Source organism: Streptococcus mitis NCTC 12261, assembly GCF_000148585.2.
In the GTDB taxonomy this organism is placed as follows: Bacteria; Bacillota; Bacilli; order Lactobacillales; family Streptococcaceae; genus Streptococcus; species Streptococcus mitis.
Map to the genome: position 1 here is coordinate 918,215 of NZ_CP028414.1, position 26,383 is coordinate 944,597.

The following is a 26,383-nucleotide window of genomic DNA, read 5'->3' on the forward strand; positions in this document are numbered from 1 at the left end:
ATAAAGTACATTTCAATTATAAAGTACAATTTTTAGAGAGTGTACTTTACGTCTTAAACCCAGTTGTATCAAGGGCTTATCCACTGTTTAGGAAAAAGTACAAAATTTTCCAGTTTTTGCGTAAAATGGATTTAAATCTTTGCAGTTTCATTGTGAATCATTATCTAGTGCTTTTTCTAGTTTCCAAATACTAAACCAGAATGAAATAGTCAACAGAATAAGGAAAATAAAAAAGAGATTATCAGTAACGATACTTCTGTTCATTCTACTTAACTGAAGAGCTGTGTAAGGAGCTATGGGATACAAAATACATTGTATAATTGCTATTGTTTTCTTTTTCATGATTTTAATCTTACTGTACAGATTTTATACAGTAAACTCCTTTCTAGCTTTATGCATTATCAATTCTAACTTAATTATAGTCTTATTTTTCCAAAGCTCAATTATTTGTACGTGAAATATCTTATATGTAAAAATAACCGATCTCATTGCTGAGAATCGGTTTTCTAATATATTTAATTAAGAAGTTTATTTTTTACATAACATAAATTATGTAAAAATCACTACAACAACAAATCTTTGACTTTCCCAATTTCACTTTTTGGAATAACTAGGTGAATCATATCTCCGAGATACATTCTGGTTGAGCCGTTAACTGTTTGGCTCTTACCATTATGGACTTGTGTTGTGATGAGGACGTTGTGTGGTAGATTGAGTTCATGAACCTGTTTTCCAGCGATTTTGTCTGATACAGGAATTTCAATAAGTGTGACTTCTCCTTCATCTGACGCTTCTTCAGGTAGCATTTTTTCCAACATAGCCTCATAAACTGGCGCCCCCTTGAGTAGATCCATGATGATGTAGGCGACCAAGGTTACTAAACCAAGTGGCATGAGGTTGCGAATATCTCCTACCATCTCAGTTACGAGTATCATAGCAGTTAAGGGAGCCTTGGATATTGCTCCAAAATAGCCACTCATTCCTAGAATGACAAATATAGGGAATTGCTCTTGACTGACAAGTCCAAGATTGACACAAATAACACCAACTAGGGCACCAAGTAAGGAGCCAAGTGCCAAAATTGGTAGGAAAATTCCTCCTGGCAGGCCACTTCCATAGCTAATCATGCTCCAAACAAAGCGAATCAAAAAGTACGCTAATAGAACTTGAAAACTAAAATCTTGCTCAGTTAGGGAAAGAACCAGCTGATTTCCACCACCAAGGATTTGGGGTAAGAAGATTCCGACTGGTAGGATGAGAATAAAGGCAAAAATTGGGTAATAAGCTCTATCCAAATGGATTTTTTGACCAAGCCAATCATAAACACTACCAACATTAAGTACAGCTTTCTCATAGAGAAAACCAGATAGTCCAAGAAAAACTCCCATAAGGAGGTAAATCCAATACTGATCCAGGGTCATGAGAGGAATGTTATCTGGCATATCCAGCACTGGCGTCAGACCAAATATGAGTAGGGAAACAAAGTTTGCTACGAGACTAGCTGCTAGAGTAGACACCCAGAAAAAGCGAGAAAAGTGATGATAGACTTCTTCTACGACAAAGAGAAGACCTGCAATTGGTGCATTAAAGGCTGCAGCTAGACCAGCGGCAGCTCCACTAGCAATCAAGGATCGTTCCTCTACTGGACTGGATTTGAGCCATTTGGCAATTCCTTTACCACCGACTGCTCCAAGTTGAATACTTGGCCCTTCTCGCCCCAGCATAAGACCGCTAGCAATAGCAAGAATTCCTAAAATATATTTTTTCCAAAGAACGCCCCACCAGTTGAGAGTCATGAGTCCCTTTAATTCGGCTTCGACTTGAGGAATTCCTGAGCCTTTGATGTCTTTTTCTGACCGAGTTAATTTCGCACTGAGCCAACAAACTATTAAATAAAATAGACCAATGATAAAAAGATTGCGCACTAGATGCGCTTGATCTTGATAAAGTCCTTGTATCAGGTGGAAACCTTTTTCGATTAAGAAACGAAAGGATCCAACGATAATTCCAACAACGAGACCAACAATGATTCCTCGTCCAACTTGGGATAATATGGTACTCGAGGCAAAGGCAAATTCTTTCTTGGAACTGAGTGTTTCTGACTGTTCCTCCATAATCATTCCTTCTAATTTAACTTTCTTTTTCTCCTAAAACCAGCGATTTAACGGGTTCAAAGCTGGTCCGATGAATAGGGGTAACTCCTATTTTTTTCAGTCCTTCCAGGTGTTTAGCTGTTCCATATCCTGCATTAGCAGCGAAATCATAGCCGGGAAATTGCTGGTCAAATTCCTTCATCAATTCATCACGTGTCACCTTGGCTACTATAGAAGCCGCGGCGATAGAGAGAGAGTTTGCATCTCCTTTGATGATAGATGTTTGTGAAATGGGTAAATCCAGCTTCATGGCATCTATCAAAAGGTGCTCAGGTTGAGGACTGAGCTGAGAGATTGCTTCCTGCATGGCCAGTTTGGTTGCTTCATAGATATTGACTTGGTCGATGACCTGATTATCCATGATACCAATCCCGATTGATAAGGCTTGGTCCTGAACTGCTTGGAAAATCTCCAGATGTTTCTTTTTAGGAATTTTCTTGCTGTCGTTGAGGCCTGTAATTTTACAATTTTTAGGTAAAATAACTGCTGCAGCGACTACAGGACCAGCAAGAGGACCACGACCAACCTCGTCAACACCTGCTATCATGGTCAATCCTTGCTTATACAGTTCTTTTTCGTAGGAAAGCATGGATTTCAAACGAAGATCCTCATCCAATTCTGCCTGAATAGCTTTTTTACGCTTGCTGATTTCCTTTTGAATTCCAGAGCGATTATCCTTTTCAAGATCTAAAATAATAGGGCTATCAAGGTCCTTGACAGTAGCAAGGAGTTCTTTGATTTCTTTAATCGTCGCCATCGAGGTCTTCCAATGTATCTAAGGTATAGTTACCGAGTTTGCCATCACGGACTTCCTTCACGAAGAGACTGTAGAAACGGTCATAGTCGTCACGGAAACCGAGGGCACGGGTCATATCCATAATAATAACAGGCGCTTCTTCCTCAATTTTCATTTGTTTGAAGCGTTCAGCCAGCTTTTCTGGATAATGTTCTTTGAAATAATTGAGACCAAAAATGGTCACCTCGTCCATAGGAAGCAACTGGTCTTTGATAGCTCCAGTCAAAGCCAACTTAAGAGCTACAGTTTCATCCTCAAACTTAGGCCAAAGAATCCCCGGTGTATCTAGGATTTCAAGATCTTTATTGGTTTTAAGCCATTGTTGCCCCTTGGTAACACCAGGTTTATTGCCGACAACGGCAATTTTCTTACCAGCCAAGCGGTTCATGAGAGTTGATTTACCAGCATTTGGAATCCCAATAATCATGGTACGCAAGGTTTCAATCTGAATCCCACGTTCTTTCTGGCGAGCAATCTTATCAGCCATGAGCTTCTTGGCCGCATCTGTTACAACTTTTACAGTCACTTGCTCTTTGGAGTTGATAGCTAGCGTCTGAATTCCTTGTGATTCAAAATACTGGCGCCATTCCTTGGTCATTGCCGGGTCAGCCAAGTCTGCCTTATTTAAAATCAAGAGTTTTGGTTTATCACCAACAATCTTGGTCAACATAGGATTTTGACTAGATAGAGGTAAGCGTGCATCAACCAAAATCGTCACAAAATCAACAAATTTTAAATTTTCCTGAACCTGTCGACGAGCTTTAGACATGTGACCAGGAAACCATTGAATAGTAGCCATAATATATCTCCTTCGGATTGAAAAAATTGTAAAAACGTTTTCTTTCTTATCCTCTATTCTATCATAAATTAGTCTTTTTTGCATAAGCTTTTGTTTGTAATAGCTACTTTTTAAAGGAAGACTGATTTCAACCCCACTTAATTTATATATTAACTTTATATAAAATTCTAAGACTTATATATTTAGTTTTAGATGAGTATTCGAGATAAAAATGGGACTATGCAATTTGTTAGAATCCCTTCTATCCAGCATTCCTGTGCTGATGAGAGATGTTCTGCCTGGAGGCTTTCTTTTATAAAATCTCGAACTTGTTCTGGTGCGATTTCAAACTCAAAGGCTTTCATTTTATAGAAAAAGTCAATAAGATGATCTGACAGATATTCGGTTGAAAAGGGAACTTCTCCACTTTTTCGATATTCTAATAAGAGCCTAGAAAATCGAGCTTTTTCTTCAGGAAGCTCACGAAAATAGGAATTGAGGAGCCAGGTCTGCTTCTGCTTTCTTTCAATTGGATCCTGACTAGCAATTCGTTGGTCTTTTTCCAGCTCTTTTTGGTATTGTTTGGCCTTGATAGCCCGTTCTGTTCTATTTTTACCAAAAAGTATTTTCTCCCACTTACGTTCTTCTTGAGTTAGGGTTTCTGTAAAGCCAAAGTAATCTTGATAAGCGCGCTCTGCTGGGCCCATGGCTAGGACCAGATTGTCTGCATATTGCTTGGCGATTTTATCTCTCTTTTTGCGCTCTTTCTCTGCTTGGATTCGGAGTTCTTGCTCGTAGTCAATTTTCTCCTTGCCTAGCTTGACAAGGTAGAGTTGGTCATCCGGTTTGCCAAGTAAAAAGGGTTTGATACACTTTTCAAGGACTTCTTCCATCCGAGCCTTCTTCTTAGGCTCTGCCTTGGTCCAACTTCCTCCCTGAAAGACTTCTAGGAAAAGCTGGTAGTCTCTCTCAGGCGCAAATTGATTGCCACGATTGGGTTTGAAAACACCTTTTTCCCAGAGCCATTTTAGAAGTCGCTCGTCAAAGTCACTTTTATTGACCTTGATTTTTTCCTTTTTCTGAGCTTTTCTGGTTAGATTTTCAACCTTTCTTAGCAGTTTTTCTTCCTCTTCCAATTGCTGGTCAAGAGACAATCGATGAAAATGACGAACGCAGTCGCTACCTATAGGAAATAGTCGTTGACCAGTCACTCCGTTAAAGAGTTCGTAGGCGTATTTGATGGCATTTCCACAGACACAATTGCTACGGCCGATACCGTTAAAAATCAAGGAAACTTCATTCCATTCCTTGGTAGCTTGTTCCCAAGTATCAGCTTTTGAAGCCTGTAAAACCGCATCATGCAGGGATTTTCTAACTGGAAGTGTCATGAGGTCTCCTTTCTAGATTATACTTTTACAACTTGAACCTCGTCTTTACCGAGTAAAATCAAGTATTTGTCAATATTTTCAATCGAATAGGCTCGAGATAAAGCCTCTCCGTATAGGGCTAACTGACCACGATAACGGTCTATGAGTTGACTTGGTTCATCATAGCGGTCTGTCTTATAGTCGAACAGAACAATTCTGTCCTCGTAAAGCAGATAGCCATCAAGGATACCACGGACAACAAAGTCTTCCTGACTCTTTTGGTCTCGTTTGAGCATGGAGAAAGGTTGCTCGCGATAAAGATGGTTGGTATTAGAGAGAATTTCCTGACCGAGTGCTGTGTCAAAGAATGCAAGAATTTTAGCAAGATTGATCTTGTCTCTGACAGCTGGGCTGGTTTGAACGTGTTTGAGAGTTTCTGTTAGGCTAGCAAGGGTTGGTCGCTGACTGAGGTCAATTCTCTGCATCAGTTCGTGGGTAGCACTACCAATCTCAGCTCCTGTTACCTTTTCTTTGGTTGAAAAATCTGGTAACTCAAAGCTAATTTTCTTGTCTACTGACTGGCCTTGACCTGCAATCTCGACACCTTCCATATCCATAACTGGTTCGTAGAATTTCTTGATTTGACTTGGAGTTTGAACACTTGGCAGTTCAATGGCTGCGCGGTGAAGAGTATTATAAACTTCCACCTCTTTCAGCATTTCCAGTGCTTCTTTGATGGTTTCAGACTGGCGATTGTCTGCTTGAGAGCTATCTTGTAGAGGGCTCTTGTTTTCCAACTCACCGATAGCTTCTCTAGTCAACTGATCTTCGCCAACAAAACGATAGCTAAAGTTGAGATGATCCTTGGCAAATACTTTACTGATAGCCCAGATCCAATCTTGGAAATTTCTTGCTTGCAGTCTGGTATTGCTATTTAGTTTCCCATTTTTAGTTGCTGGGTATTCCTTGGATTCCAGCTTTTCACGCGAACCCTTGCCGACAAGATAGATCTTTTTCTCAGCCCGCGTCATGGCAACATAAAGGAGACGCATCTGCTCTGAGTAGCTTGCCAGCTGTAATTCCTCTTCATTCTGCCTATAGGTCAGGCTAGGAATAGAGAGCTTGATGGTTTTCGGATAGTGAGCTTCTACTGCTCCTGTCTCCATTTTGGCAATGTATTTGACACCTAGTCCATTTTTACGACTGAGAATGACTTCTGACATGCTGTCTTGCTTATTGAAGTCCTGATCCATATTGAGAATAAAAACGTAAGGAAACTCCAGCCCTTTACTCTTGTGAATGGTCATGAGTTCTACAGCATCCTTAGGCGGTGCAACTGCCACGCTTGCAAGATCGTGCTGGGCTTCTAAAACTTGGTCAATCATACGGATAAAACGAGACAAGCCCTTGAAATTGCTCTTTTCAAACTGGTCAGCCCGAAGAGCTAGGGCATAGAGATTGGCCTGTCTAGCAGGGCCATTTGGCAAAGCTCCAACATAGTCATAGTAAAAACGGTCGTTGTAAATCTTCCAAATCAAGTCATAGAGAGAGTGAGTTTTGGCATACAGACGCCAAGAAGCCAAGATATCCATGAATTGATTTAGTTTTTCAGTTAAATCCGTATGAATTAAGTTTTTCTGGCTAGCTACTTGTTTTTGAGCATTGACCAGTTTTTCATAGAGATTTTCTTGAACTTTATCTTCTGCTTTCTGGAGAGACAAGCGTGCCAACTCGTCCTCATCAAATCCAAACATAGGAGACTTCATGAGAGCAACCAAGGCATAGTCTTGCAGGGGATTATGAATGACACGAAGAGTGTCTAGCATGACTTGCACTTCTAGGGATTGGAGATAATTGTTTTGCTCGCCGTCTGTTTTGACAGGTATCCCGTACTCAGACAAGGCAAGGAGAATCTGGTCATTACGACTGCGACTGGAGGTCAGAAGGGCAATTTCTTTAAAAGCAACACTTTTTTCCTTATGGAGTTTAAGAATTTCCTTGATAACCAGACGCATTTCGCCTGTTAGTTTCGTTTCTGTTTGACTCTCTTCTTCCTCACCTGTATCGTCCTTGTCGTAGAGGAGAAATTCTGCTTTGTTATCTGGATTGGGAGTCAGTTTGGTATTGGCAAAAACAAGTTGGTGCATGCTGTCATAGTTGATTTCACCGACCTCTTGGTCCATGAGACGTTTAAAAACATCATTGGTTGCTGATAGCACTTCTGAACTACTACGGAAATTTTCTTTGAGTAGAATCAGCTTTCCTTCTTTGGAATCTTGCGCATAGCGTTGGAATTTCTCATTGAAAATCTGCGGGTCTGCCTGACGGAAACGGTAGATGGACTGCTTGATATCTCCCACCATAAAGCGATTGTGACCATTAGACAGCAATTCCAGCATCCGTTCTTGAATATGGTTGGTATCCTGATACTCATCGACCATGACTTCGTGGAAGCGATCCTGATAAGCCTCACGGCCTTGAGGAAATTTCTCTAAAATCTCAATGGTGTAATGGCTGATATCAGCGAATTCAAAGGCGTTTTCCTGACGCTTACGTTCACGATAAGCTTCCACAAAATCACTCATGAAGGTTTGGAAAGTCTTAGCTAGTTCCCAGGTATCTCCATGATAACGTTCTTGATAGTCGAGAATGGTTATCTGGTCTGACAGTTGTCCTAGTTTAGCAAACTGGGTCTTTCTTTCTTCGTTGTAGGCATCCGCCAGTGGCTTCAAATCAGCCTTGCGACTGGCATTAGTCAGGGCCCGACCGTTTTTCTCTTTCGAAATTGCGACAACACGCGCAAGCACTGCCTGATAAGCCTGACTATCGGACTCTTGATTTAAGGAGCCAATTTCATCCAGAATCAACTGAACATTTTCTAAATAGGGAGCCTTTGCAAACTCCTTGGCATCATTACCCAGATGATAACGGAAAAAGCTTTCCAAATCCCAAAGGGCTTGCTTGATTTGCTCAGTCAGTTTTTCTTTTTCACTAGTAAAATCAGCTTTTTCAAAGCCTTTGAGGAAAGATTCACTCAGCCATTTCTGAGGATTGCTGGTGGATTGGAGGAAGTCATAGATTTTATAGACCTGCTGGCGCAGCCCCCGTTCATCCTTGCCACGCCCTGCAAAATTTTTCAGCAAATGACTAAAGGTCTCTTTCTGTTTGCCTTGGTAATGGGCTTCAAATACCTCATGAAAGACTTCGTTTTTTAGAAGAAGTTGCTCGCTTTGGTTTTGTAAAATACGGAAATTTGGCGCAATATCAAGCAGATAGCCATGTTTACCAAGGAATTTTTGCGTGAAAGAGTCCATGGTCCCGATGGCTGCGTTGGGTAGGTCTGCCAACTGGCGGCCCAAGTGTTGTTTGAGATCGACATTATGCGTTTCTTGGATTTGCTGGCTGATTTTTTTCTCCAAGCGTTCTTTGAGTTCAGTCGCAGCCTTGACGGTAAAGGTTGAGATAAAGAGTTGAGAAATTTCGATACCACGCGCCAATTGGTCCAGAATACGCTCGGCCATGACAAAAGTCTTCCCAGAACCAGCCGACGCTGAGACAAGGATATTCTGACCAGAAGTGTAGATGGCTTCGATTTGTTCGGCAGTTTTCTTTTGTTCCTTGCTCGAATTTGCTTCTGCTTCTTGCAGTTTTTGAATTTCCTCCTCAGTTAAAAAGGGAATGGGCTTCATCGATTCAACTCCTCTCTTATTTTTTCAAACCAAGCTTGCTTGAGTTTTTCTCCGACCAGACGTTTGCCATCAGCTAAGTCCAACTTTTCTAGGAAACGGGCTTGGCCTAAATGGTAATTAGCTTCAAATCCTGTAATGGCTTGATGTTGCTGAACATACGGTGCAATACTTCTGCCGTTTTCAGTATAAGGATTAATGGCGAATTGGCCTTCTAAAATCTTCTCAGCCGCTTTCTTGTAAAGATGGGCATTGTAGTCCAGTAGAAGCTGGAATTCCTCATCCGTCAGCTGATTGGCCTTATTTTTATTGTAAAATTCACCTAAATGACTGCTTTCTTTTTCTAAAAAGAGCCCTTGGTATTTCATAGACTTGCTAGCTTCTACTACTGCACCTGCCAGACTTTTAACGGCCATCAAAGATTGGACTGGTTCAGCCATTTCCAAGTACATGGCACCAAAAAAGTTCTGCTCCCCTTCTCTTTTTAAGGCAGCTAAATAGGTTGGCAGTTGGGAATTAAGCCCATTAAAGAAATGAGGAAATTGGAACTGAGTCAGACTGGATTTGTAGTCTACCACTCCAATCGCTCCATCAGCTTTCAATCGGTCAATGCGGTCAACCTTACCTCGTACAAAAACACTGCGACCATTGTCCAATTGAATAAAGGCTTGCTCTTTCCCACCGAAATTCGATTCCTCTTTGATGGTTTCGATGGCTGGATTATGACGGAGAATGTGGCCAGTCGTTCGTGCAACATCAAGCAAAACTTCCTTGGTAAACTGGGCTTCCAAACTTTCCTGATAAATAGCCTCAAATTCACGTTCTTGACTGGTTTCTTGGATAGCTTGTTCTAAACGTTTGTCAAAGGAATCTTCGTTAGGCAACTGTAAGGCGCGTTCAAAGATACGGTGCAAGAAATTTCCGTGACTGCGGGCATCAGGACGCAGGCGTAATTCTTCTTGCAAGCCTAGAACATAACGGAGGAAATAACTGTATTCATTGCGGTAAAACTCCGTCAAACCAGAGGTAGACAGGTAAAATTCCTGTTCAGCAGGATAGAGAGCCTGTAAGGTGTCCTTTGCTAAGGGTTTACTGCTTGGGCTGGTTGGGAGGGCTGGATTTTCCAGACCTTGCTGGTCTAGTTTTTTACCCATGACACGCGCTAGAACTTTAATAAATGTCAAATCTTGCTCAGTCTCACTCATCTCGCCCTGCTGGTGATAGGCAACCAGACTGGACAAAAGGCTGTGATATGAACCTATATCTTCTTTGCTAAGATTTTTATGGCTCATTCTCTTTTCTCTTCGACTAAATCCAAAACTCACCAGCTCTTGAAGATAAGCTGACTCCTTGCTTTCACTTTCATTAAAAAGGCTTGGAGATGACAGAATCAACTGCTTACGCGCAGAATTGACCAAGGAAAGCATAGTGTAGCGATTTTTCTTGAGGTTTTCACTGCTGGCAATCAGCAATTGAACGCCTTCTTCTGTCGCTTGGTTTAAGCTTTGTCTTTCTTCATCAGTTAAAAGACTGGTATTTTGCGCGATTTTTGGTAAATTGTCCTGAGTCAGCCCAATGGCATAGACAAAGTCAGCTGTCAGTGGCGCAATCAAATCATAACTCTGCACCAGAACGGTGTTCACTGTCGCTGGAATGGTACGGTATTGAGATAGACTCATTCCAGAATGGAGCAGGGCTAGAAAGTCCTCTAGACTAACCTGTGAACCAGCAAAAACAGTCGCAAATTGTTCTAAAACATGGCAGAATGCCTTCCAAACTTCGGCTTGTCTTTCCTGTTCAAGAACTTTCATAGTAGCTGTCAAATCTTGTAACTGCTTAGTTACTGCTCCTTCTTTTAGAAAGACATTCCACTTTTGTAAGAGATTTTCAGCCTTTTGTTTTCGGCTGGCAAAGAGAGTCTCAAGAGGTGTTACAATACGCAGACGAAGAGCATTTAAACGCCCTAAATCAAATTTTCCATGGTGGGATTTGGTGAAGGCTTGCTGAAAGGCTGGCAAGCCATTGATACCAAGATAGCGGATATATTGCTCAAAAGCATCAATATCAGCCTGACTAAGGTCGGTATACAAACCTGTTCTGAGAAGGTTAATCAAATCCTCCTGACGGAAACGATAGCGTTTCAAAGCTAAAATAGACTCGACAAACTGTGTCAAAGGGTGGTGGGCCATGGATTCGCTTCTACCAAGATAGAAAGGAATCTGGTACTGGTCAAAAATGGTTTTAAGAGATAACTGATAAGAAGCCACATCCCCCAAGAGAATACGAAAATGCTTGTAACTCAGATTTGAGTTCTCATGTAATTTCTGACGAATGCTCCGAGCTACTAGCTCCAACTCCTCCTTTTGCGTCAAGCAAGACCAGATTTGTAAGTTTTCACGGTCCCTATCATCAATTTCCAAGGAAAGTTCTGAAAAGTCATAAGAAGACTCCAGCAAACGAGAGGCCTTGTCAAAGCTATCCATCTTCTCATGAGTTTGAGAATAATCCTGGGCAGGTGTTTGGTATTTAAAGGCTAGATGATGGAGAAACTCCACACTGGCTTGATAGAGATTGCCTTCAGAGAATGGACTGGTATAGGCTTTCTTACTAACATAAGCCCCAATAACAATCTCAACACCCTTGGCATGAAGTAAGTCCACAATCCGCTCTTCCTCAGCAGAAAAACGGGTAAATCCATCAATAACCAAGGCGATTTGAGTAAAATCACTACTTACCTTGTCATTCTCAATAGCTTCAATCAAATGGGATAACTGACTTCCCTGAGCTAACTGCCCTTGATTGAGGTAGGCCGTTACTTTCTCAAAAATCAAGAGTAAATCGGCTCTCTTATCCTCATCCGTCAAACTCTCCAAGTCCACAAAACTCATCTGAGCTTTGGTCATCTCATGATAAAGATCAATCAACTGCTGGATAAACTGAGGATCCTGCTTGATGGCGCCGTATACTCGTAAGTCTTTTGGATCAAGTTCAGTAAGACATCTGTAAAAGGCCATACCAAGACCGATATCATCAAGACTGATCTTAGCTGGCAAATCATTCAAAATCAGGTAACGAGCCATTTGAGCAAAGCGCGTGACGGTAATCGCAAAAGAAGCCTGCTGGGACAAGCATTCCAGCACGGCGCGTTCCTTTTCAAAAGAAAGAGAGTTGGGAGCGATGTAAAAGACCCGCTTGCCAGCAGCAACTAACTCTTCTGCCTCTCTAGTTAGAATTTCTGTCAAAGAAGTCCGAATATCAGTATAAAGTAATTTCATCTCCGCCTCGTTAGAATTTTTCATTACCTTTTATTATACCATGATTAGCCCGAAGATTCCTCCTCCTTTCCTCCAAAATATGCTATAATAATACCAAAAGAAAAAGAAGGAAGACCTATGATTAAACTACTAGCCTTGGATATGGACGGAACCCTCCTCAATGAAGCCAAGGAAATCCCACAAGCTCACATTACTGCTATTCACCAAGCTATTGAAAAAGGTGTCAAACTGGTTCTCTGTACAGGTCGCCCGCTTTTCGGTGTCCTCCCCTACTACAAAAAATTGGGACTCGACCTCCAGAATGAGTATGTCATTGTCAATAACGGTTGTTCAACTCACCAGACAAGTGACTGGGGACTAGTTGACTGGCAAGAACTTAGTCCAGCAGACATCGAATATCTCTATGACCTAGCTGAAAAAAGTGATGTTCAGTTGACTCTTTTTGATGAGGAGCATTATTTTGTCCTCGGTGGTAAGCCTAATGAAATTGTTCAAAATGATGCCAAGCTGGTCTTTTCAGACCTGACTGAAATTTCTCTTGAGGAAGCGACTAGTGGCAAGTACCGTATGTTTCAAGGGATGTTTTTGGGGACAGATAGCCAAACGGACGATTTTGAGCAGCGTTTTGCTGAGGAGCTTTGCCAACGATTTAGTGGAGTTCGTTCGCAGCCTGTCATTTATGAAGCGATGCCACTTGGAACGACAAAGGCCACTGCTCTTTCTCGACTAGCAGATATTTTGAAGATTGATTCCTCAGAGATTATGGCTATGGGCGATGCTAATAACGATATCGAAATGCTCCAGTTTGCAGGCCTTGGTATTGCTATGGGAAATGCCAGTGATTATGTCAAATCTCTTGCGGATGCCGTTACAGCAAGCAACGAAGAAGACGGCGTTGCGCGTGCTATTGAGAAATATATTTTATAAAAAGAAAAGCAAATAGGCAGAGGTTACTGCTATTTGCTTTTTTTATCATGACAGTCGTCAGATATTCTAAAATTTGTAAATATAGGTTTGCTTGCTAGTCCGTAATCCATTGATACATTTCGGGTCTTCTATCTCGAAACAAGCCCCAGTTTAGGCGTTCGCTTGCTCCCTTGTCTAGGTCATAAGTTGCTAACAGAACAGCTTCTTCTTGTCTTTCAGCTCGTTCTAGAATAGCTCCTGTTTCATCCGTCATAAAGGATGAACCGTAGAAGTCAAGACTGGAACTCTGTCCACCATTTTCCTCACTTGGAGCGACTTCCTCTAATCCATAACGATTGGCTGCGATGACTGGAACAATATTTGCTGCTGCGTGTCCTTGCATGGTACGTTGCCAATGACCACAACTATCTGTATCCAAAATCGGCTCTGAACCGATGGCTGTAGGATAAAAGAGCAATTCAGCACCATTCAATGCAAGACAGCGCGCTGTTTCAGGGAACCATTGATCCCAACAGATACCGATCCCAATCTTGGCATAGCGAGTATCCCAGACCTTGAAACCTGTGTTGCCAGGCGTAAAGTAAAATTTCTCTTGATAGTAATGATCATCTGGTATGTGGGTCTTTCGATAAACACCCAGCACTTCCCCATCTGCATCAATAACGGCAATGGAGTTATACAAGACATTGCCATCTTTTTCATAGAAACTGATCGGTAAAACAACTTGTAGTTCCTTAGCAATCACCTTAAAATGCTGAATGGCAGTATTGTCTGTCACCGACTGGGCATGCTGGTAGTAGTCATACTGACGTTCCTGACAAAAGTATGGACGTTCAAACAATTCGGGTAAAAGAATAATTTGTGCGCCTTGTTCTGCAGCCTGACGTACTAAACGCTCTGCGGTTTGGATATTTGTTGACACATCCTTAGCGCATTGCATCTGAATGGCTGCAACTCTTACATTTCTCATCTTTTTCTCCTATTCTGGGATTTGTTGGGTGATACAGTGGATATTGCCACCACCTAAAAGAATATCTCTGGCTGGTATTCCGACAACTTTACGGTCTGGAAAACACTTGCTGAGGATATCTAAGGCCACTTGGTCGTTTTTATCCTGAAACTGAGGAACTAGGACAGCCTGGTTGGCAATATAAAAGTTTACGTAGGAAGCTGCTAGTCGTTCACCTGCGTATCGCTCTTCTTCTCCTTCTTCATAGATGTAGCCTGGTAAATCCTCTTTGGTTACAACTTGATGAAGAGCTGGAATTGGAAGTTTATGAATGGTGAACTGACGACCTTTTGCATCTGTTTCCTTTTCTAAAAGCGCTAAATCAGCTGCTGACATGGCATATTGAGGATCGCTTTTGTCGTCTGTCCAAGCCAAAACAAGCTCAGCAGGACCAACAAAGGCAGCAACATTGTCAACGTGTTCATTGGTTTCGTCCTGATAAATACCATAAGGAAGCCAGATAACTTTTTCAGCTCCAAGGCACTCTAATAAGGTGGTTTCGATTTCTTCCTTACTAAGATGAGGATTGCGACCAGAACTAAGCAAGCAACTTTCAGTCACGAGAATGGTTCCTTGACCATCGCTATGTATCGCTCCGCCTTCCAGTACAAAAGGCTTGGCATCATAAACAGGCATTTCCAAGGTCTCAGCAAAACGACTGGCTACTTGGTCATCATCTTCATAATCTTGATAAAGACCATCAACAGCACCACCCCAAGCATTGAAAGACCAATCCACGGCTAATTTCTGGCCTTCATCATTGATAAGAATGGTCGGACCCGTATCACGCGCCCAGGCATCATTGGTGGGAATGTCTAGATAAATAACCTTGTCTCCAAGATAAGATTGGGCTTCAGCTAAGTAGTCTTGGCCAACCAAAAGATAGACTCTTTCCCCTTCTGCTATAGTCTTAATGATCTGGCTGAAAGCTCTTTTGGCAGCCTTTCCTTGAAAGGGCCATGAACCTGGTCGAGTTGGCCATATCATAAGGGTACCATGATGGGGCTCGTATTCTGCTGGCATGCGATAGCCTAATTTTTTGGGACTGTCCATCATGATAATCTCCCTTTAAAGTCTTGATAACCAAAAGATTTGACTAATCTGCAGTCACCCTGCTCATCCATGAGATAGAGACTTGGCAATCCAATACCATTAAAGGTATTATTTTTGACAAATGAGTAAATAGCCATATCTTCAAAATAAAGTCTATCACCGATTTGAACTGGATTTTCAAAGCTATAATCACCAATCACATCTCCTGTCAGACAGGTATTGGAAGAAAGTCTATAGGTATGGGCTTTTTCCTGAGCGGCAAATCCATTTCTCAAAGGTGGACGATAGGGCATCTCAAGTACATCAGGCATATGGCAGGTCGCAGAGGCGTCTAAAACCAAGATTTCCATACCGTTTTCGACAATATCCAATACTTCAGTTGCTAGATAACCTGCATTGAGCGCAATGGCTTCACCAGGCTCGATATAGATTTCAAGATTGTAAGTTTCTCGGATACGCTTGATCTCAGAAATCAGCAAATCTACATCATAGTCCTCTCTTGTGATGTGGTGTCCGCCCCCCATATTGAGCCATTTGACCTGATGCAAATAGGCTCCAAATTGCTCTTCTACTGCTTTCAAAGTTGTCTCTAAATCATCTGCTCCCTGCTCGCAAAGGGTGTGAAAATGAAGACCATCCACCAAATCCAGCAAATCACTCGGTATCTTGTCTGAAGTTACTCCAAAACGGGAGCCAGGTGCACAAGGGTCATAGAGCGCGTGGTCACCTTGAGTTGAACACTGAGGGTTAAGTCGCAAACCCACGCTTACACCAGCATCCCGACAACGGGCCCCATGTTTACGCAACTGTCTCTCTGAGTTAAAGACGATATGATTTGTTATCTCCAGCAATTCCTCCAAGTCCGCATCCTTAAAGGCTGGCGCAAATACATGGACTTCTCCTGGAAATTCTTCCCTAGCTAGCTTAGCTTCATAGAGTCCACTGGCTGTCGTACCTGATAGATACTGGCTAATCAAGGGATAGGTTTTGTAGAGGGAATAAGCCTTCTGGGCAAGCAAAACCTTGCAACCAGCTTCTTCTTGTACATATTGTAAAATACGACAGTTGCCTTCTAACTTGGGCAAGTCAATGACATAGGCTGGCGTTGGTACTTGTTCTAGCTTCATTAGTCCACCATTTGTGGATTTTCAACCACAACCCAAGGCAAACCATACTCATTCAAAGCTTCCATGAATGGATCTGGATCCAATTCTTCAAGGTTATAAACTCCTGGTTGTTTCCAAGTACCGTTCATGACTAATTTTGTACCTATCATGGCTGGAACACCTGTTGTGTAAGAAATAGCTTGCGAACCAACTTCTGCGTAACATTCCTGATGGTCGCAGACATTGTAGATGTAGATGGTCTTTTCAACGCCATCTTTTACACCTGTAAAGATACATCCAATATTGGTTTTACCTACAGTACGTGGACCAAGGCTTGCAGGGTCTGGAAGCAAGGCTTTCAAAAATTGGATTGGAACAATTTCTTGGCCGTTAAAGTTAATGGTATCCGTACGAAGGAGACCGATATTTTCCAAACATTTCATGTGCGTCAAGTATGATTGACCAAAAGTCATAAAGAAACGAATGCGTTTGACACCTGGAATATTCTTGGCCAATGATTCAATTTCTTCATGGTGAAGGAGATACATATCTTTTTGTCCAACTTGAGGGAAATCATACTCACGCTTGATAGACATAGCTTCGACTTCGACCCATTTTCCATCTTCCCAGTAAGAACCTGGCGCAGAAACCTCGCGTAGATTGATTTCTGGGTTGAAGTTTGTTGCAAACGGATAACCGTGGTCACCACCATTACAGTCTAAAATGTCGATATAGTGGATTTCATCAAAATAGTGTTTGAGGGCATAGGCTGAAAAGACACTAGTCACACCTGGGTCAAAACCTGAACCAAGAAGAGCGGTCAAGCCTGCTTCCTTGAATTTCTCCTGATAAGCCCATTGCCATGAGTAGTCAAAGTAGGCTGTAAAACCAAGTTCCTTGCAACGTTTCTCATAAATAGCACGCCATTCAGGATCTTCCGTATCCTCGGCTTCGTAGTTAGCTGTATCGATATAGTGAACACCTGTTGCCAAACAAGCGTCCATAATGGTTAAATCTTGATATGGTAGTGCTACGTTCAAAACTGCTTCTGGCTTGTAGCTTTCAATCAGGGCAATTACTTCTTCAACCTTATCTGCATCAAGAGCAGCTGTCTCAATCTTTGTACTTGTTTTGCCTTCCAGTTTAGCCTTCAAGTCATCACATTTTGACTTAGTACGGCTAGCAATCATAATTTCTGTAAAGGTTTCGCTATCTTGGCAAATCTTTGAAATAGCAACTTGGGCAACGCCCCCACATCCAATAACTAGTAAACGACTCATTTTTTTCCTTCCTCTTCTTCTAAAATGTCTTCTACATACTTAGGCAACATGAAGGCCCCCACATGTAAGTTTGCAGTGTAGTATTCTGTGAAAAGCTGGCGTTTTTTCCAGCCTTCCTTGTCAAAATCTTTGACAGGGTGGTATTTTTTCGATGCAAACCCAAATAACCAATAGCCAGCTGGACTGGTTGGAATATGGGCCTGATAGACCCGGCTGATTGGAAAGGCTTGATTGACCTTGCGATGCATACTTCGGCAAGCTGACTCATCCTCATCAAAGAAGGGACTCCCATGCTGGTAAATCATGATACCGTCTTCTTTCAGAGCCCTATAACTATTGCCGTAGAATTCCTTGGTAAAGAGCCCTTCCGTATGGCCAAACGGATCTGTCGCATCGTTGATGATAATATCGTAATCATCTTCGCAGTTTCGCAAAAAGCGTAGCCCATTTTGGTAGTAAATGGTAACACGAGGATCATCTAGCCCTGCAGCAAAGTCTGGGAAATACTCACGACAGACTTCAACCAACATCTCATCTGGTTCCACAATATCGATTTGTTCCAGCTCAGGATAGAGTGTTAATACTTGGGCGACACCGCCATCACCACCCCCAATAACCAATACTTTCTTGGGATTTGGGTGGACAGCCATGGGAACGTGGACGGTCATTTCATTGTAGACAAAATCATCCGCATCTGAAAACAAGACATGCCCATTTAAAATCAGTATTTTCCCAAAAGCTGGTGTATCCAAGACTTCGATATCCTGCCATTCACTTTTACCAGCGTAGAGTTGCTTGGCTGTTCTCAGGGACAATTTCACATCTGGAGTATGAACTTCAGAAAACCATAAATCCATCTAGTTCTCCTTTCTCTTAATGACGTTGATGTGATTGACCTCAGGATCTTCCGTCCCTTGGAGGGAGCAACCACGTTCCTTGGCAAATTGGATATAGTCTACAATTTCACGTATAATGCGTTCACCAGGAGCCAAGATAGGGATTCCTGGAGGGTAACACATAACAAATTCTCCACAGACTTGTCCAACAGAATCATCCAAGGTTAAACTTTTTCTTTCTGAATAGAAGGCTTCTTGTGGAGACAGCACTAACTCGGGCTGAATATATTCTCCAGCTATCAAGTCTTTTCCATCTCTCGAGTAAAGTCTCTTGATATCAGCCAAAGCACCGACCAAACGCTCGATGTCTTGGATACGATCACCAATCGAAATATAGGCCAAGATATTGCCAATATCACCAAACTCAATCTGAATGTCATATTCGTCTCGTAGGAGGTCATAAACCTCGATACCTGTTAAGCCAATCCCCTGAGTGTAAACTGACAGCTTGGTTACATCAAAATCACAGACCGACACACCATCTATTAACTCTTTTGAGTAAGCATAGTAACCGCCAATGGCATTAATTTCACGACGAGCGTACTCGGATAGCTCAATGACCTTCTCAAACGACTCTTTACCACGAAGAGCCAAGTTGCGACGCGAAATATCCAGACTAGCCATCAACAAATAAGAGGCGGATGTTGACTGGGTAAGATTGATAATCTGACGTACGTATTCAGGATTCATCTGCTCCCCGATTAAAAGAAGCGAACTTTGGGTCAAACTCCCACCAGACTTATGCATAGAAACTGCTGCCATATCAGCACCTGCATCCATAGCAGAAATTGGAAGTTTATCAGTAAAATGTAAGTGCGCCCCGTGGGCCTCATCTACCAAAACCATCATGCCAGCTTCATGAGCCATTTCTGTCAACCCCTTTAGGTCTGAACAGATTCCGTAGTAAGTAGGATTGTTAATCAAAATGGCCTTGGCATCTGGATGGTCCTTTATGGCCTGTGCTACTCGGTCATTTTCAAGACCTAAAGCGATACCAATTTTAGGATCCACACTCATCTCGATATAGATGGGAATGGCACCACATAGAACCAGCGCATTGATAGCAGATTTGTGGACATTTCGTGGCAGAATAATCTTATCTCCTGCCTTGCAGGTTGCGAGAATCATAGTCTGCACCGATGAAGTTGTTCCTCCAATCATGAGAAAGGCATGGCTAGCTCCAAAAGCATCAGCTGCTAGCTCCTCTGCATCCCGAATAATCGAAATGGGGTGACCTAAATTATCCAAGGGTTTCATCGAATTGACATCAATGCCTACACATTTTTCTCCTAAGAGTTCGACAAGTTCTGGATTTCCTCGTCCACGCTTGTGACCTGGAACATCAAAGGGAACAATCCTTTTCTTGCGTAACTTCACCAAGGCCTCATAAATTGGAGCTTGGTTTTGATCTAACTCTTTCAAGACATACTCCTTTCCATATTTTTAGGACCTTATGAAAACTAAGGAACTAAAGGTTGACTCATGAAAAAAGAGCAGGTTTTCACCTGCTCTGCAATCTTCTGACGTTTTTATGTTTGTTTCTGTTGAGTATGTCTGTTCCCGATGTTTCCTAACTCTCTAGTAGCAAATATTACGTACTTTATTGATCGTTTCACAAGATGACGTGTGCTTTCACCACACTAAAAATTTATGAATTAGGACAAGTGTCCTAACATCAACTTATAAAAGTAGGCTTTTAACCCTATCAATAATGTGGTTTTTCAACCACGCTTCGGCATTCAACCCTGCCTGTCCGTAGGCATTTTTTACTCGGGTTTATATTTGCTAGAAAACATCATCTCATTTTCTAAGCCCCATTACTATATCATGTTTTCAAGAACTTGTAAAGCGTTTTACGGAAAAAATATAAAAAGGTTCGCAAAATAGTTAGATTTTACTCGATTTAACAATGATTATTTTCTTGTAAACGATTATAAAGTGAACGAAATGATGATAGTATTTAATTTAAAATTCTTTCATGCCATTCTATACTCTTACCCTTCTGTGTTTGATCGATTAGATAAGATGACGACATTTTTACATCATTAGAATAGTGCAACTTTTTTCAGACAGTTTTAAAAGATTGATTTCCCTATATTTTTCCTTTATACTGGATCAAAAGGAGAATAGTATGTCAGAAACAAATCACGAAATCGATTCAAATTTTGCAGGTCGTTTAAATATCCTGCGTGCGGGTGTTCTTGGTGCCAATGATGGAATTATTTCCATTGCTGGTGTGGTTATCGGGGTTGCTAGTGCTACGAGTAATATCTGGATTATCTTTTTATCAGGATTTGCAGCTATCTTAGCTGGTGCCTTTTCGATGGCTGGTGGAGAATATGTATCTGTTTCAACTCAAAAAGATACCGAGGAAGCAGCCGTTGCGCGTGAGCAAGTCTTGCTAGACCAAGATATGGAACTAGCCAAAAAGTCTCTCTATGCAGCCTATATCCAAAATGGAGAATGTGAAACCTCTGCTCAACTCTTGACCAACAAAGCCTTTTTAAATAATCCGCTCAAGGCTTTGGTAGAGGAAAAATATGGGATAGAGTATGAAGAGTTTACCAATCCATGGCATGCTGCTATCTCTAGCTTTATTTCTTTTTTCCTTGGTAGCTTACCACCCATGCTTTCAATTACCATTTTCCCAAGTGAATACCGTATCCCTGCTACCGTCCTTATCGTCGGTGTGGCCCTTCTTCTCACTGGTTACACTAGTGCCAGACTTGGAAAAGCACCAACCAAAACAGCTATGATTCGGAACCTCGCTATTGGTCTCTTGACCATGGGAGTTACCTTCCTGCTCGGACAACTTTTCAGCATTTAGAATACAAGAAATACCTCGATTTTGAAGTCGAGGTATCTTTTTTACATTTGGACAATCTTGCGATAACTTCTTGAAGTAATCATGAAAATCAGCACATAGGCGATGAGGAAGATAGCGCAGATAGACAAGGTCACAATCAACATCATATTCGTATCTATTACACCAATCACTTTTAAAATCAGACTAAGCATATGGTAGGCAAAGGCTAGATGTATGAAGGCAAAAAGCAAAGGAAGGAAGAAAACAGTTAAAACCTGTTTGTTGATGGTTTGCTTGATTTGCTTTTGATCTAAACCGACTTTCTGCAAGATAATAAAGCGTTCACGGTCTTCATAGCCTTCAGAAATTTGTTTGTAATAGATGACCAGAACGGTTCCGACCATAAAGATAATGGATAGGAAAATACCGATAAAGAAGACACCACCAAAGAGGGCACTCATTTGAGCACTAGCATCTGCTAGATTGCTACCATACACATAGCTACCTTCAGTGTTTAATTGAGCATTAAACTTTTGTAAGTATTTTTCATATTCTTCAGCGACTTTGAGTTGTTCTTCTTCACTGATATTTACATTTATACCACCGTAAAGCTGATTATAGATAGCCGAATCTGGAAATTGGTCTAAAAATGCTTGTAAATCAGGTACAACAAGGTAATTGTAATCAGTAGTAAAAATATTAAACTGATTTGGGACATGGTTCACAATAAAATCTGTATTAAATTCTTCTTTTACAGAAAATTGATGGTTATTTAGAGTTAGAGCTTTCTGTCCTTTCAGTCCATCATTCTTAGCGAAGAGGCCGACCTCATTGCCTGATAGAGAAAGCTTCTGACCAGTCATATTTTCATAGTCTTTTTGGTCAAATACCATGAAGACTGTTTTAGGTTGGACACGATTTTGTCCCCTTTCAAAAATGGTTAACTTGGTTCCTTCTTGATTTGCAATACCAAAGTTACTGTAACGAAGCACTTCTTTCTCTTTGACACTATAACCTTTGTCACTTGCAAACTGGCTCAAGAGTTTGTCCAAATCTTCTTTTTCAACATTTTGTCCAGTAATGCCAAAGTCATGCGGATTCATCACTTTTTTAAAGGATTCTGAAGCATTGAAAATGCTTGTCGCTGCAGACATGGTAACCAAGACCATTGTTGACAAAATAGCGATTGTTGCTAATCCAACTGCATTTTTCTTCATACGGAAAATCAAGTTAGAGACTGAGATAAGGTTATTTGGTTGGTAATAGTATTTCTTATTTTTCTTTAAGATTTGGAGGAAAACGGTAATTCCTGCATTAAACAATAGATAAGTACCAAAGATAACCAGTAAAACAGCTAGGAAGAAGGTTGTTAGGGCTGTGAGAGGATCTTTTACAGTAAGGGCAAGATAGTAGCCAATCCCTAAACTTATGGAACCAAGAATAGTTTGTAGAGGTAGGAAACGACCTTTTTTCTCACCACTAGCTTTTTCACGAGAAAGCTGGAGGGCATTCATACGGGCGATTCGAAGGGCATTCAGGAACATGAGGCCTAGGAAAATCAATCCAAAGACAACAAGTACTGCAATGACAACATTCATTTGGAAGGTAGCGACCAGCTCAACCTTCAATTTCATCAGTTTGAGCAAGAAAGCGAAAATTAACTTATCAAACAAGGCTCCAATACCGATACCCGCTCCAACAGTTAGAATCCCAAATACCACTAACTCCTTAAAGGTCATACTGATAAGATGACGCTTTTCCAAGCCCAACATGCCATAAATTCCTAGTTCCTTGGAACGGTTCTTCATGACAAAACTATTGGCATAGAGGACGATAATGGCTGACGCAAGGGTGACGACAAACATACCAAATCCAAGTGTAGCCTGAATGGTTGTTCCTCCACGGATTTCAGCAATCTTGGGATTGAAGGTTAGAGAGTAAAAGAGATAGGTGACAGTGACTGCCAAGAGAACAGCCAGCGCAAAAGGATAGTAGAGTTTGCGGTTTTTAATCAAGTTCGATACCGCTAACTTATTGGTTAATCGAAACATACTAATTCACCTCGCTTGCCATGACAGTCAAGGTATCAGAGATTTCTTGGAACATCTGACGCTCTGTCTTCTCTCCACGGTAGATTTGATTGTAAAGAATGCCGTCTTTGATAAAGAGCACGCGCTTGGCTCTGCTAGCTGCTGCCGTTGAGTGAGTTACCATGAGAATAGTTTGGCCGCGCTCATTGATTTCATCAAAGACATCAAGTAAGGCTGCAGATGATTTGGAGTCAAGGGCTCCTGTTGGCTCATCCGCAAGGAGAATTTCAGGTTCTGTGATGATGGCGCGTGCTACTGCTACACGCTGTTTCTGACCACCAGAAATCTCGTAAGGGTACTTCTCTTGCAATTGGTTGATACCTAGATTCTCAGCTGTCACCACCAATTTCTTCATCATCTCCGTAATGGGTCTTCTTGACAAGACAAGCGGAAGCAAGATATTATCCTTGACAGAAAGCGTATCTAGCAAGTTAAAGTCTTGGAAGACAAAGCCTAATTTTTCACGACGGAAGCTAGAAGCCTGTGAATTTTTAATGGTTGCTGTGTCTGTTCCATTAAGATAAACCTGCCCACGACTTGGTTTATCCAGCATAGCTAGAATATTGAGAAGAGTGGATTTACCAGAACCAGACTCACCCATGATGGCAACGTAGTCACCCTTTTCTACGGTAAAGTGAATATCCTTGAGGGCTTCTACTTGGTTGCCCTGAAAACGAGTTTTATAAATTTTTTGAACGTGTTTTACATCTAAAAGTGTCATGAGAATCTCCTTTCTTAATATCCCATCAAATGAAATGTTTCTTGCATCATTGCGCATCCCAGCTGAACACGCTCGATATCTTTATTGCTTGGTTTTCTAGTTTTCTTATGTAAGATTTGTTTCATGATGTTACTCCTTTGTTCTTTATGAGTCTAGTTTACATCAAAAAAAGACCGCTTGCCATAACCTAACCTTACAAAAGAGACTTTAATCTTACATTTTTGTAAGATTGGGGAATTTTTTGAAAATATCTACTATACGAAGTCCTATCATCACTTGTTTTATTTTTAAAAAAGGAGTAAAATATAATTGTGAAAGGGTTTTCTTCGATACCTTGTAAAACTTTAGTTTTTTAGTGCTTATTTTAAAAAGTAGTAAGCTATAATTCGCATAACTGCAATGAAGAGGGAGGTTGATCTCCCTCTTTTTTAGAAAGAGGTTCCTATGAAACGTATATTTCTCTTCATCAGCAATCTTCTTCTGGCACTCTTTCTGATTGGTGCTTTGTCCTTTTGGAAAGACTCTCTTCCACAAACCCTTTTCCCAGGTGCAGCAGTATTAAGCGGGCAAGCAGATTATTCTATCGTTAAGGAAAAATTAAATAGTCTTGCTAAAGAACATAATAGTCTTATCGCAAGAACCATTTGGGAAGTAGATAGTGATGGAAAATCACAAACTTACTACGAAGTTTTTGGAGATGGGAAACTTCCAGACTGGATGCCTCAAGCAAGTCAAGAAAGTATCAATAAAAGTAATCTTCTCAACAATTACAATATTATCAGTGGATCGCTAACAAATCAAGAATTAGCTATTCACCTTAAACAACTTGGACTAGAAAAAGTTAACACATTTGAAAATAATAGAGTCTCCTTCGTATTGACCCTCATTGCCCAACCCAATCAACTTACTAGTCTTTTCATTTTTTTATTAACCTTTTTATCACTTATTGTTATCGGACAGATTCAATCTCTCTCTCAATCAGGAATAAGACTGATTAATGGAGAACGTCTCAGAAATCTCTTCTTTCGTTCTATCATAAGAGACGGACTTGATATCCTTCTTTTCGGCTTGCCTGCTTCCCTAATAGCTAGTGTTTTAGTAATTTACCTAGGCTATCCTTATGAAATTCAGACTTTTTTAGTAATACTATTTATTTTTTATAATAGCCTGCTTCTCTTGCTAAGTCTTCTCATCGCTTTTCTTTTTACTATTTCTTTGAAAAGAGTTCATCTTATCTCTATCATTAAAGGAAAATTACCAATTAAGTCAATTTTACGTATTCTTTACTTTGGTCAAGCTCTGTCTATCTTATTAGTTATTGTAGGATTTGGGCGCTTGTCCATTTATCATCATATATTTATGAAAAATGAGGCTGGACAAGCTACTTGGAAACAACACTCCAATATTGTTAATCTTCAAACAGGTCGTTCAAGTCAAAGAAAAAATATAGATGAACTCAAAATGAATGCTAATAAATGGTTTGACTTTATTCAATATTCTTTAGAAAATGGAAATGCCTTTTTAGTCAAACATAATCTCGCTATTCAAGCTATAAAGCATTCTCTTTCAACTCATAATGATTCTGAACAAAATCCCTATGACTTGGAAGGGAAAAATATTCTCTATGTAACACCTGACTACTTCAAAAAAGAAGGTATAGAGTTAACATCAGAAACCTTTAAAAAAATCAATAATCTAAAAGATGGACAGGTTCTTGTAATACTACCTCAAGAACAAAAGAAAAATGAGGAACAAATAAAACCAAACATACAAGAAGATTTAACTAATCGATTATACAGTAGTGATACAAAGCATAGAGTCGAAGTTAGTATAACTTATACTGATCAAAAAAAAGATGTATTCATTTATAATACTACCCATATTTCTTATGATCAATGGTTGTCAACCCCTATTTTTATCGTAGTTTCTCCTAAGGCACTTGGAAAAGATTCTTCTATATTTTGGTTTACGAATCTAGAATATCTCTATTTTACCGATTTACAGCAAACACAAGAACTTTTGAAGTACTATCAACTTGATCCTATGATTTCAGGATTATCCTTTGCTAGAGAGACCTACCTCCAGTTAAATCAAAAAATTAAAATCGAAATTTATAGTAATTTAGCGAGTGGTATTTTTGCTATCTTGACTTCAATTTTACTTTTTACAAGTTTAAACCTACTCTATTTTGAAGCCTTTCGCAAAACCATATTCTTGAAAAAAATAGCTGGGTATTATTTCTTTGAATTACACTGTAGATATATCACTTCTCAAATAATAGCTCTCTTTGTCGGAAGTAGTCTAGCTTTCATTATTTCTAAGAATATCTGGATTACCCTGATTTTATTTCTCAGTTTTTCAGGATTAGCTGTTTCTCTATTGAAAATCTGTGATAAAAAGGAAAGTAAAACTTATGCTAGCATCATCAAAGGAGGATAGT

At 40.6% G+C, this 26,383-nt stretch carries 17 protein-coding genes; 3 read left to right on the forward strand and 14 right to left on the reverse strand.

The window, feature by feature from the left end; all coding sequences use genetic code 11:
- Positions 1-563: 563 nt before the first annotated feature.
- From SM12261_RS04830 to rexB, 6 genes are all read right to left on the reverse strand, one after another.
- Positions 564-2,114, reverse strand: a complete 1,551-nt coding sequence (locus tag SM12261_RS04830; RefSeq protein WP_004239419.1) for a ClC family H(+)/Cl(-) exchange transporter — start codon at positions 2,112-2,114, stop codon at positions 564-566.
- 16 nt (positions 2,115-2,130) lie between these two features.
- On the reverse strand, positions 2,131-2,910 hold the full coding sequence (locus SM12261_RS04835; RefSeq protein ID WP_000201106.1) for a ribonuclease HII: 780 nt from the start codon (positions 2,908-2,910) through the stop codon (positions 2,131-2,133).
- Complete coding sequence (gene ylqF, locus SM12261_RS04840) at positions 2,897-3,748, reverse strand: ribosome biogenesis GTPase YlqF (protein ID WP_000201321.1); 852 nt, start codon at positions 3,746-3,748, stop codon at positions 2,897-2,899. The genes SM12261_RS04835 and ylqF overlap by 14 nt, the downstream gene beginning before the upstream one ends.
- Positions 3,749-3,936: 188 nt before the next feature.
- On the reverse strand, positions 3,937-5,115 hold the full coding sequence (locus SM12261_RS04845) for a hypothetical protein (protein WP_000174770.1): 1,179 nt from the start codon (positions 5,113-5,115) through the stop codon (positions 3,937-3,939).
- Positions 5,116-5,132: 17 nt separating this feature from the next.
- Positions 5,133-8,783 carry a helicase-exonuclease AddAB subunit AddA gene (addA, locus tag SM12261_RS04850; RefSeq protein WP_000802633.1) on the reverse strand — a complete coding sequence of 1,217 codons (3,651 nt, stop codon included), beginning with the start codon at positions 8,781-8,783 and terminating at the stop codon, positions 5,133-5,135.
- Complete coding sequence (rexB, locus tag SM12261_RS04855; protein ID WP_004239416.1) at positions 8,780-12,055, reverse strand: ATP-dependent nuclease subunit B; 3,276 nt, start codon at positions 12,053-12,055, stop codon at positions 8,780-8,782. The genes addA and rexB overlap by 4 nt, the downstream gene beginning before the upstream one ends.
- A gap of 117 nt (positions 12,056-12,172) precedes the next feature.
- Here rexB and SM12261_RS04860 point away from each other — a divergent pair, with 117 nt between their 5' ends.
- Complete coding sequence (locus SM12261_RS04860; RefSeq protein WP_000593586.1) at positions 12,173-12,982, forward strand: Cof-type HAD-IIB family hydrolase; 810 nt, start codon at positions 12,173-12,175, stop codon at positions 12,980-12,982.
- A gap of 94 nt (positions 12,983-13,076) precedes the next feature.
- On the opposite strand, the gene aguB is transcribed toward SM12261_RS04860, so the two are convergent.
- Genes aguB through SM12261_RS04890 form a run of 6 tightly spaced genes read right to left on the reverse strand, consistent with a single transcriptional unit; the run spans position 13,077 to position 19,748 of the window.
- Complete coding sequence (aguB, locus tag SM12261_RS04865) at positions 13,077-13,952, reverse strand: N-carbamoylputrescine amidase (RefSeq protein WP_001246745.1); 876 nt, start codon at positions 13,950-13,952, stop codon at positions 13,077-13,079.
- Between the two features lie 9 nt (positions 13,953-13,961).
- Positions 13,962-15,047: an agmatine deiminase gene (gene aguA / locus SM12261_RS04870; protein WP_000969480.1), complete on the reverse strand. Its 1,086-nt coding sequence runs from the start codon at positions 15,045-15,047 to the stop codon at positions 13,962-13,964.
- Positions 15,044-16,171: a carboxynorspermidine decarboxylase gene (gene nspC, locus SM12261_RS04875; RefSeq protein WP_000764388.1), complete on the reverse strand. Its 1,128-nt coding sequence runs from the start codon at positions 16,169-16,171 to the stop codon at positions 15,044-15,046. Before nspC ends, aguA begins: the two co-directional genes overlap by 4 nt.
- Positions 16,171-17,430 carry a saccharopine dehydrogenase family protein gene (locus SM12261_RS04880; protein ID WP_000088766.1) on the reverse strand — a complete coding sequence of 420 codons (1,260 nt, stop codon included), beginning with the start codon at positions 17,428-17,430 and terminating at the stop codon, positions 16,171-16,173. The genes nspC and SM12261_RS04880 overlap by 1 nt, the downstream gene beginning before the upstream one ends.
- The gene (gene speE / locus SM12261_RS04885) at positions 17,427-18,287 is read right to left on the reverse strand and encodes a polyamine aminopropyltransferase (RefSeq protein ID WP_000366713.1); all 861 of its coding nucleotides are present in this window, start codon (positions 18,285-18,287) and stop codon (positions 17,427-17,429) included. Before speE ends, SM12261_RS04880 begins: the two co-directional genes overlap by 4 nt.
- Entirely contained in the window at positions 18,288-19,748 is a 1,461-nt protein-coding gene (locus tag SM12261_RS04890; RefSeq protein ID WP_000661003.1) for an aminotransferase class I/II-fold pyridoxal phosphate-dependent enzyme, read from the reverse strand.
- A gap of 709 nt (positions 19,749-20,457) precedes the next feature.
- Between SM12261_RS04890 and SM12261_RS04895 the strand changes: the two genes are divergently transcribed.
- Positions 20,458-21,153: a VIT1/CCC1 transporter family protein gene (locus SM12261_RS04895; RefSeq protein WP_000005264.1), complete on the forward strand. Its 696-nt coding sequence runs from the start codon at positions 20,458-20,460 to the stop codon at positions 21,151-21,153.
- 41 nt (positions 21,154-21,194) lie between these two features.
- Here the strand turns inward: SM12261_RS04895 and SM12261_RS04900 are convergent, their stop codons facing one another.
- Together SM12261_RS04900 and SM12261_RS04905 are read right to left on the reverse strand one after the other, a co-directional pair.
- Positions 21,195-23,183, reverse strand: coding sequence for an ABC transporter permease (locus SM12261_RS04900; RefSeq protein ID WP_000489393.1), 1,989 nt, complete (start codon positions 23,181-23,183; stop codon positions 21,195-21,197).
- A 1-nt stretch (position 23,184) separates the two neighbouring features.
- Positions 23,185-23,943 (reverse strand): ABC transporter ATP-binding protein, encoded by a 759-nt coding sequence (locus SM12261_RS04905; protein WP_000173358.1) that lies wholly within the window; start codon positions 23,941-23,943, stop codon positions 23,185-23,187.
- Positions 23,944-24,387: 444 nt separating this feature from the next.
- On the opposite strand from SM12261_RS04905, the gene SM12261_RS04910 reads away from it, so the two are divergent.
- Positions 24,388-26,382, forward strand: coding sequence for a DUF1430 domain-containing protein (locus SM12261_RS04910; RefSeq protein WP_000821057.1), 1,995 nt, complete (start codon positions 24,388-24,390; stop codon positions 26,380-26,382).
- The last annotated feature ends 1 nt before the right edge of the window (position 26,383 follow it).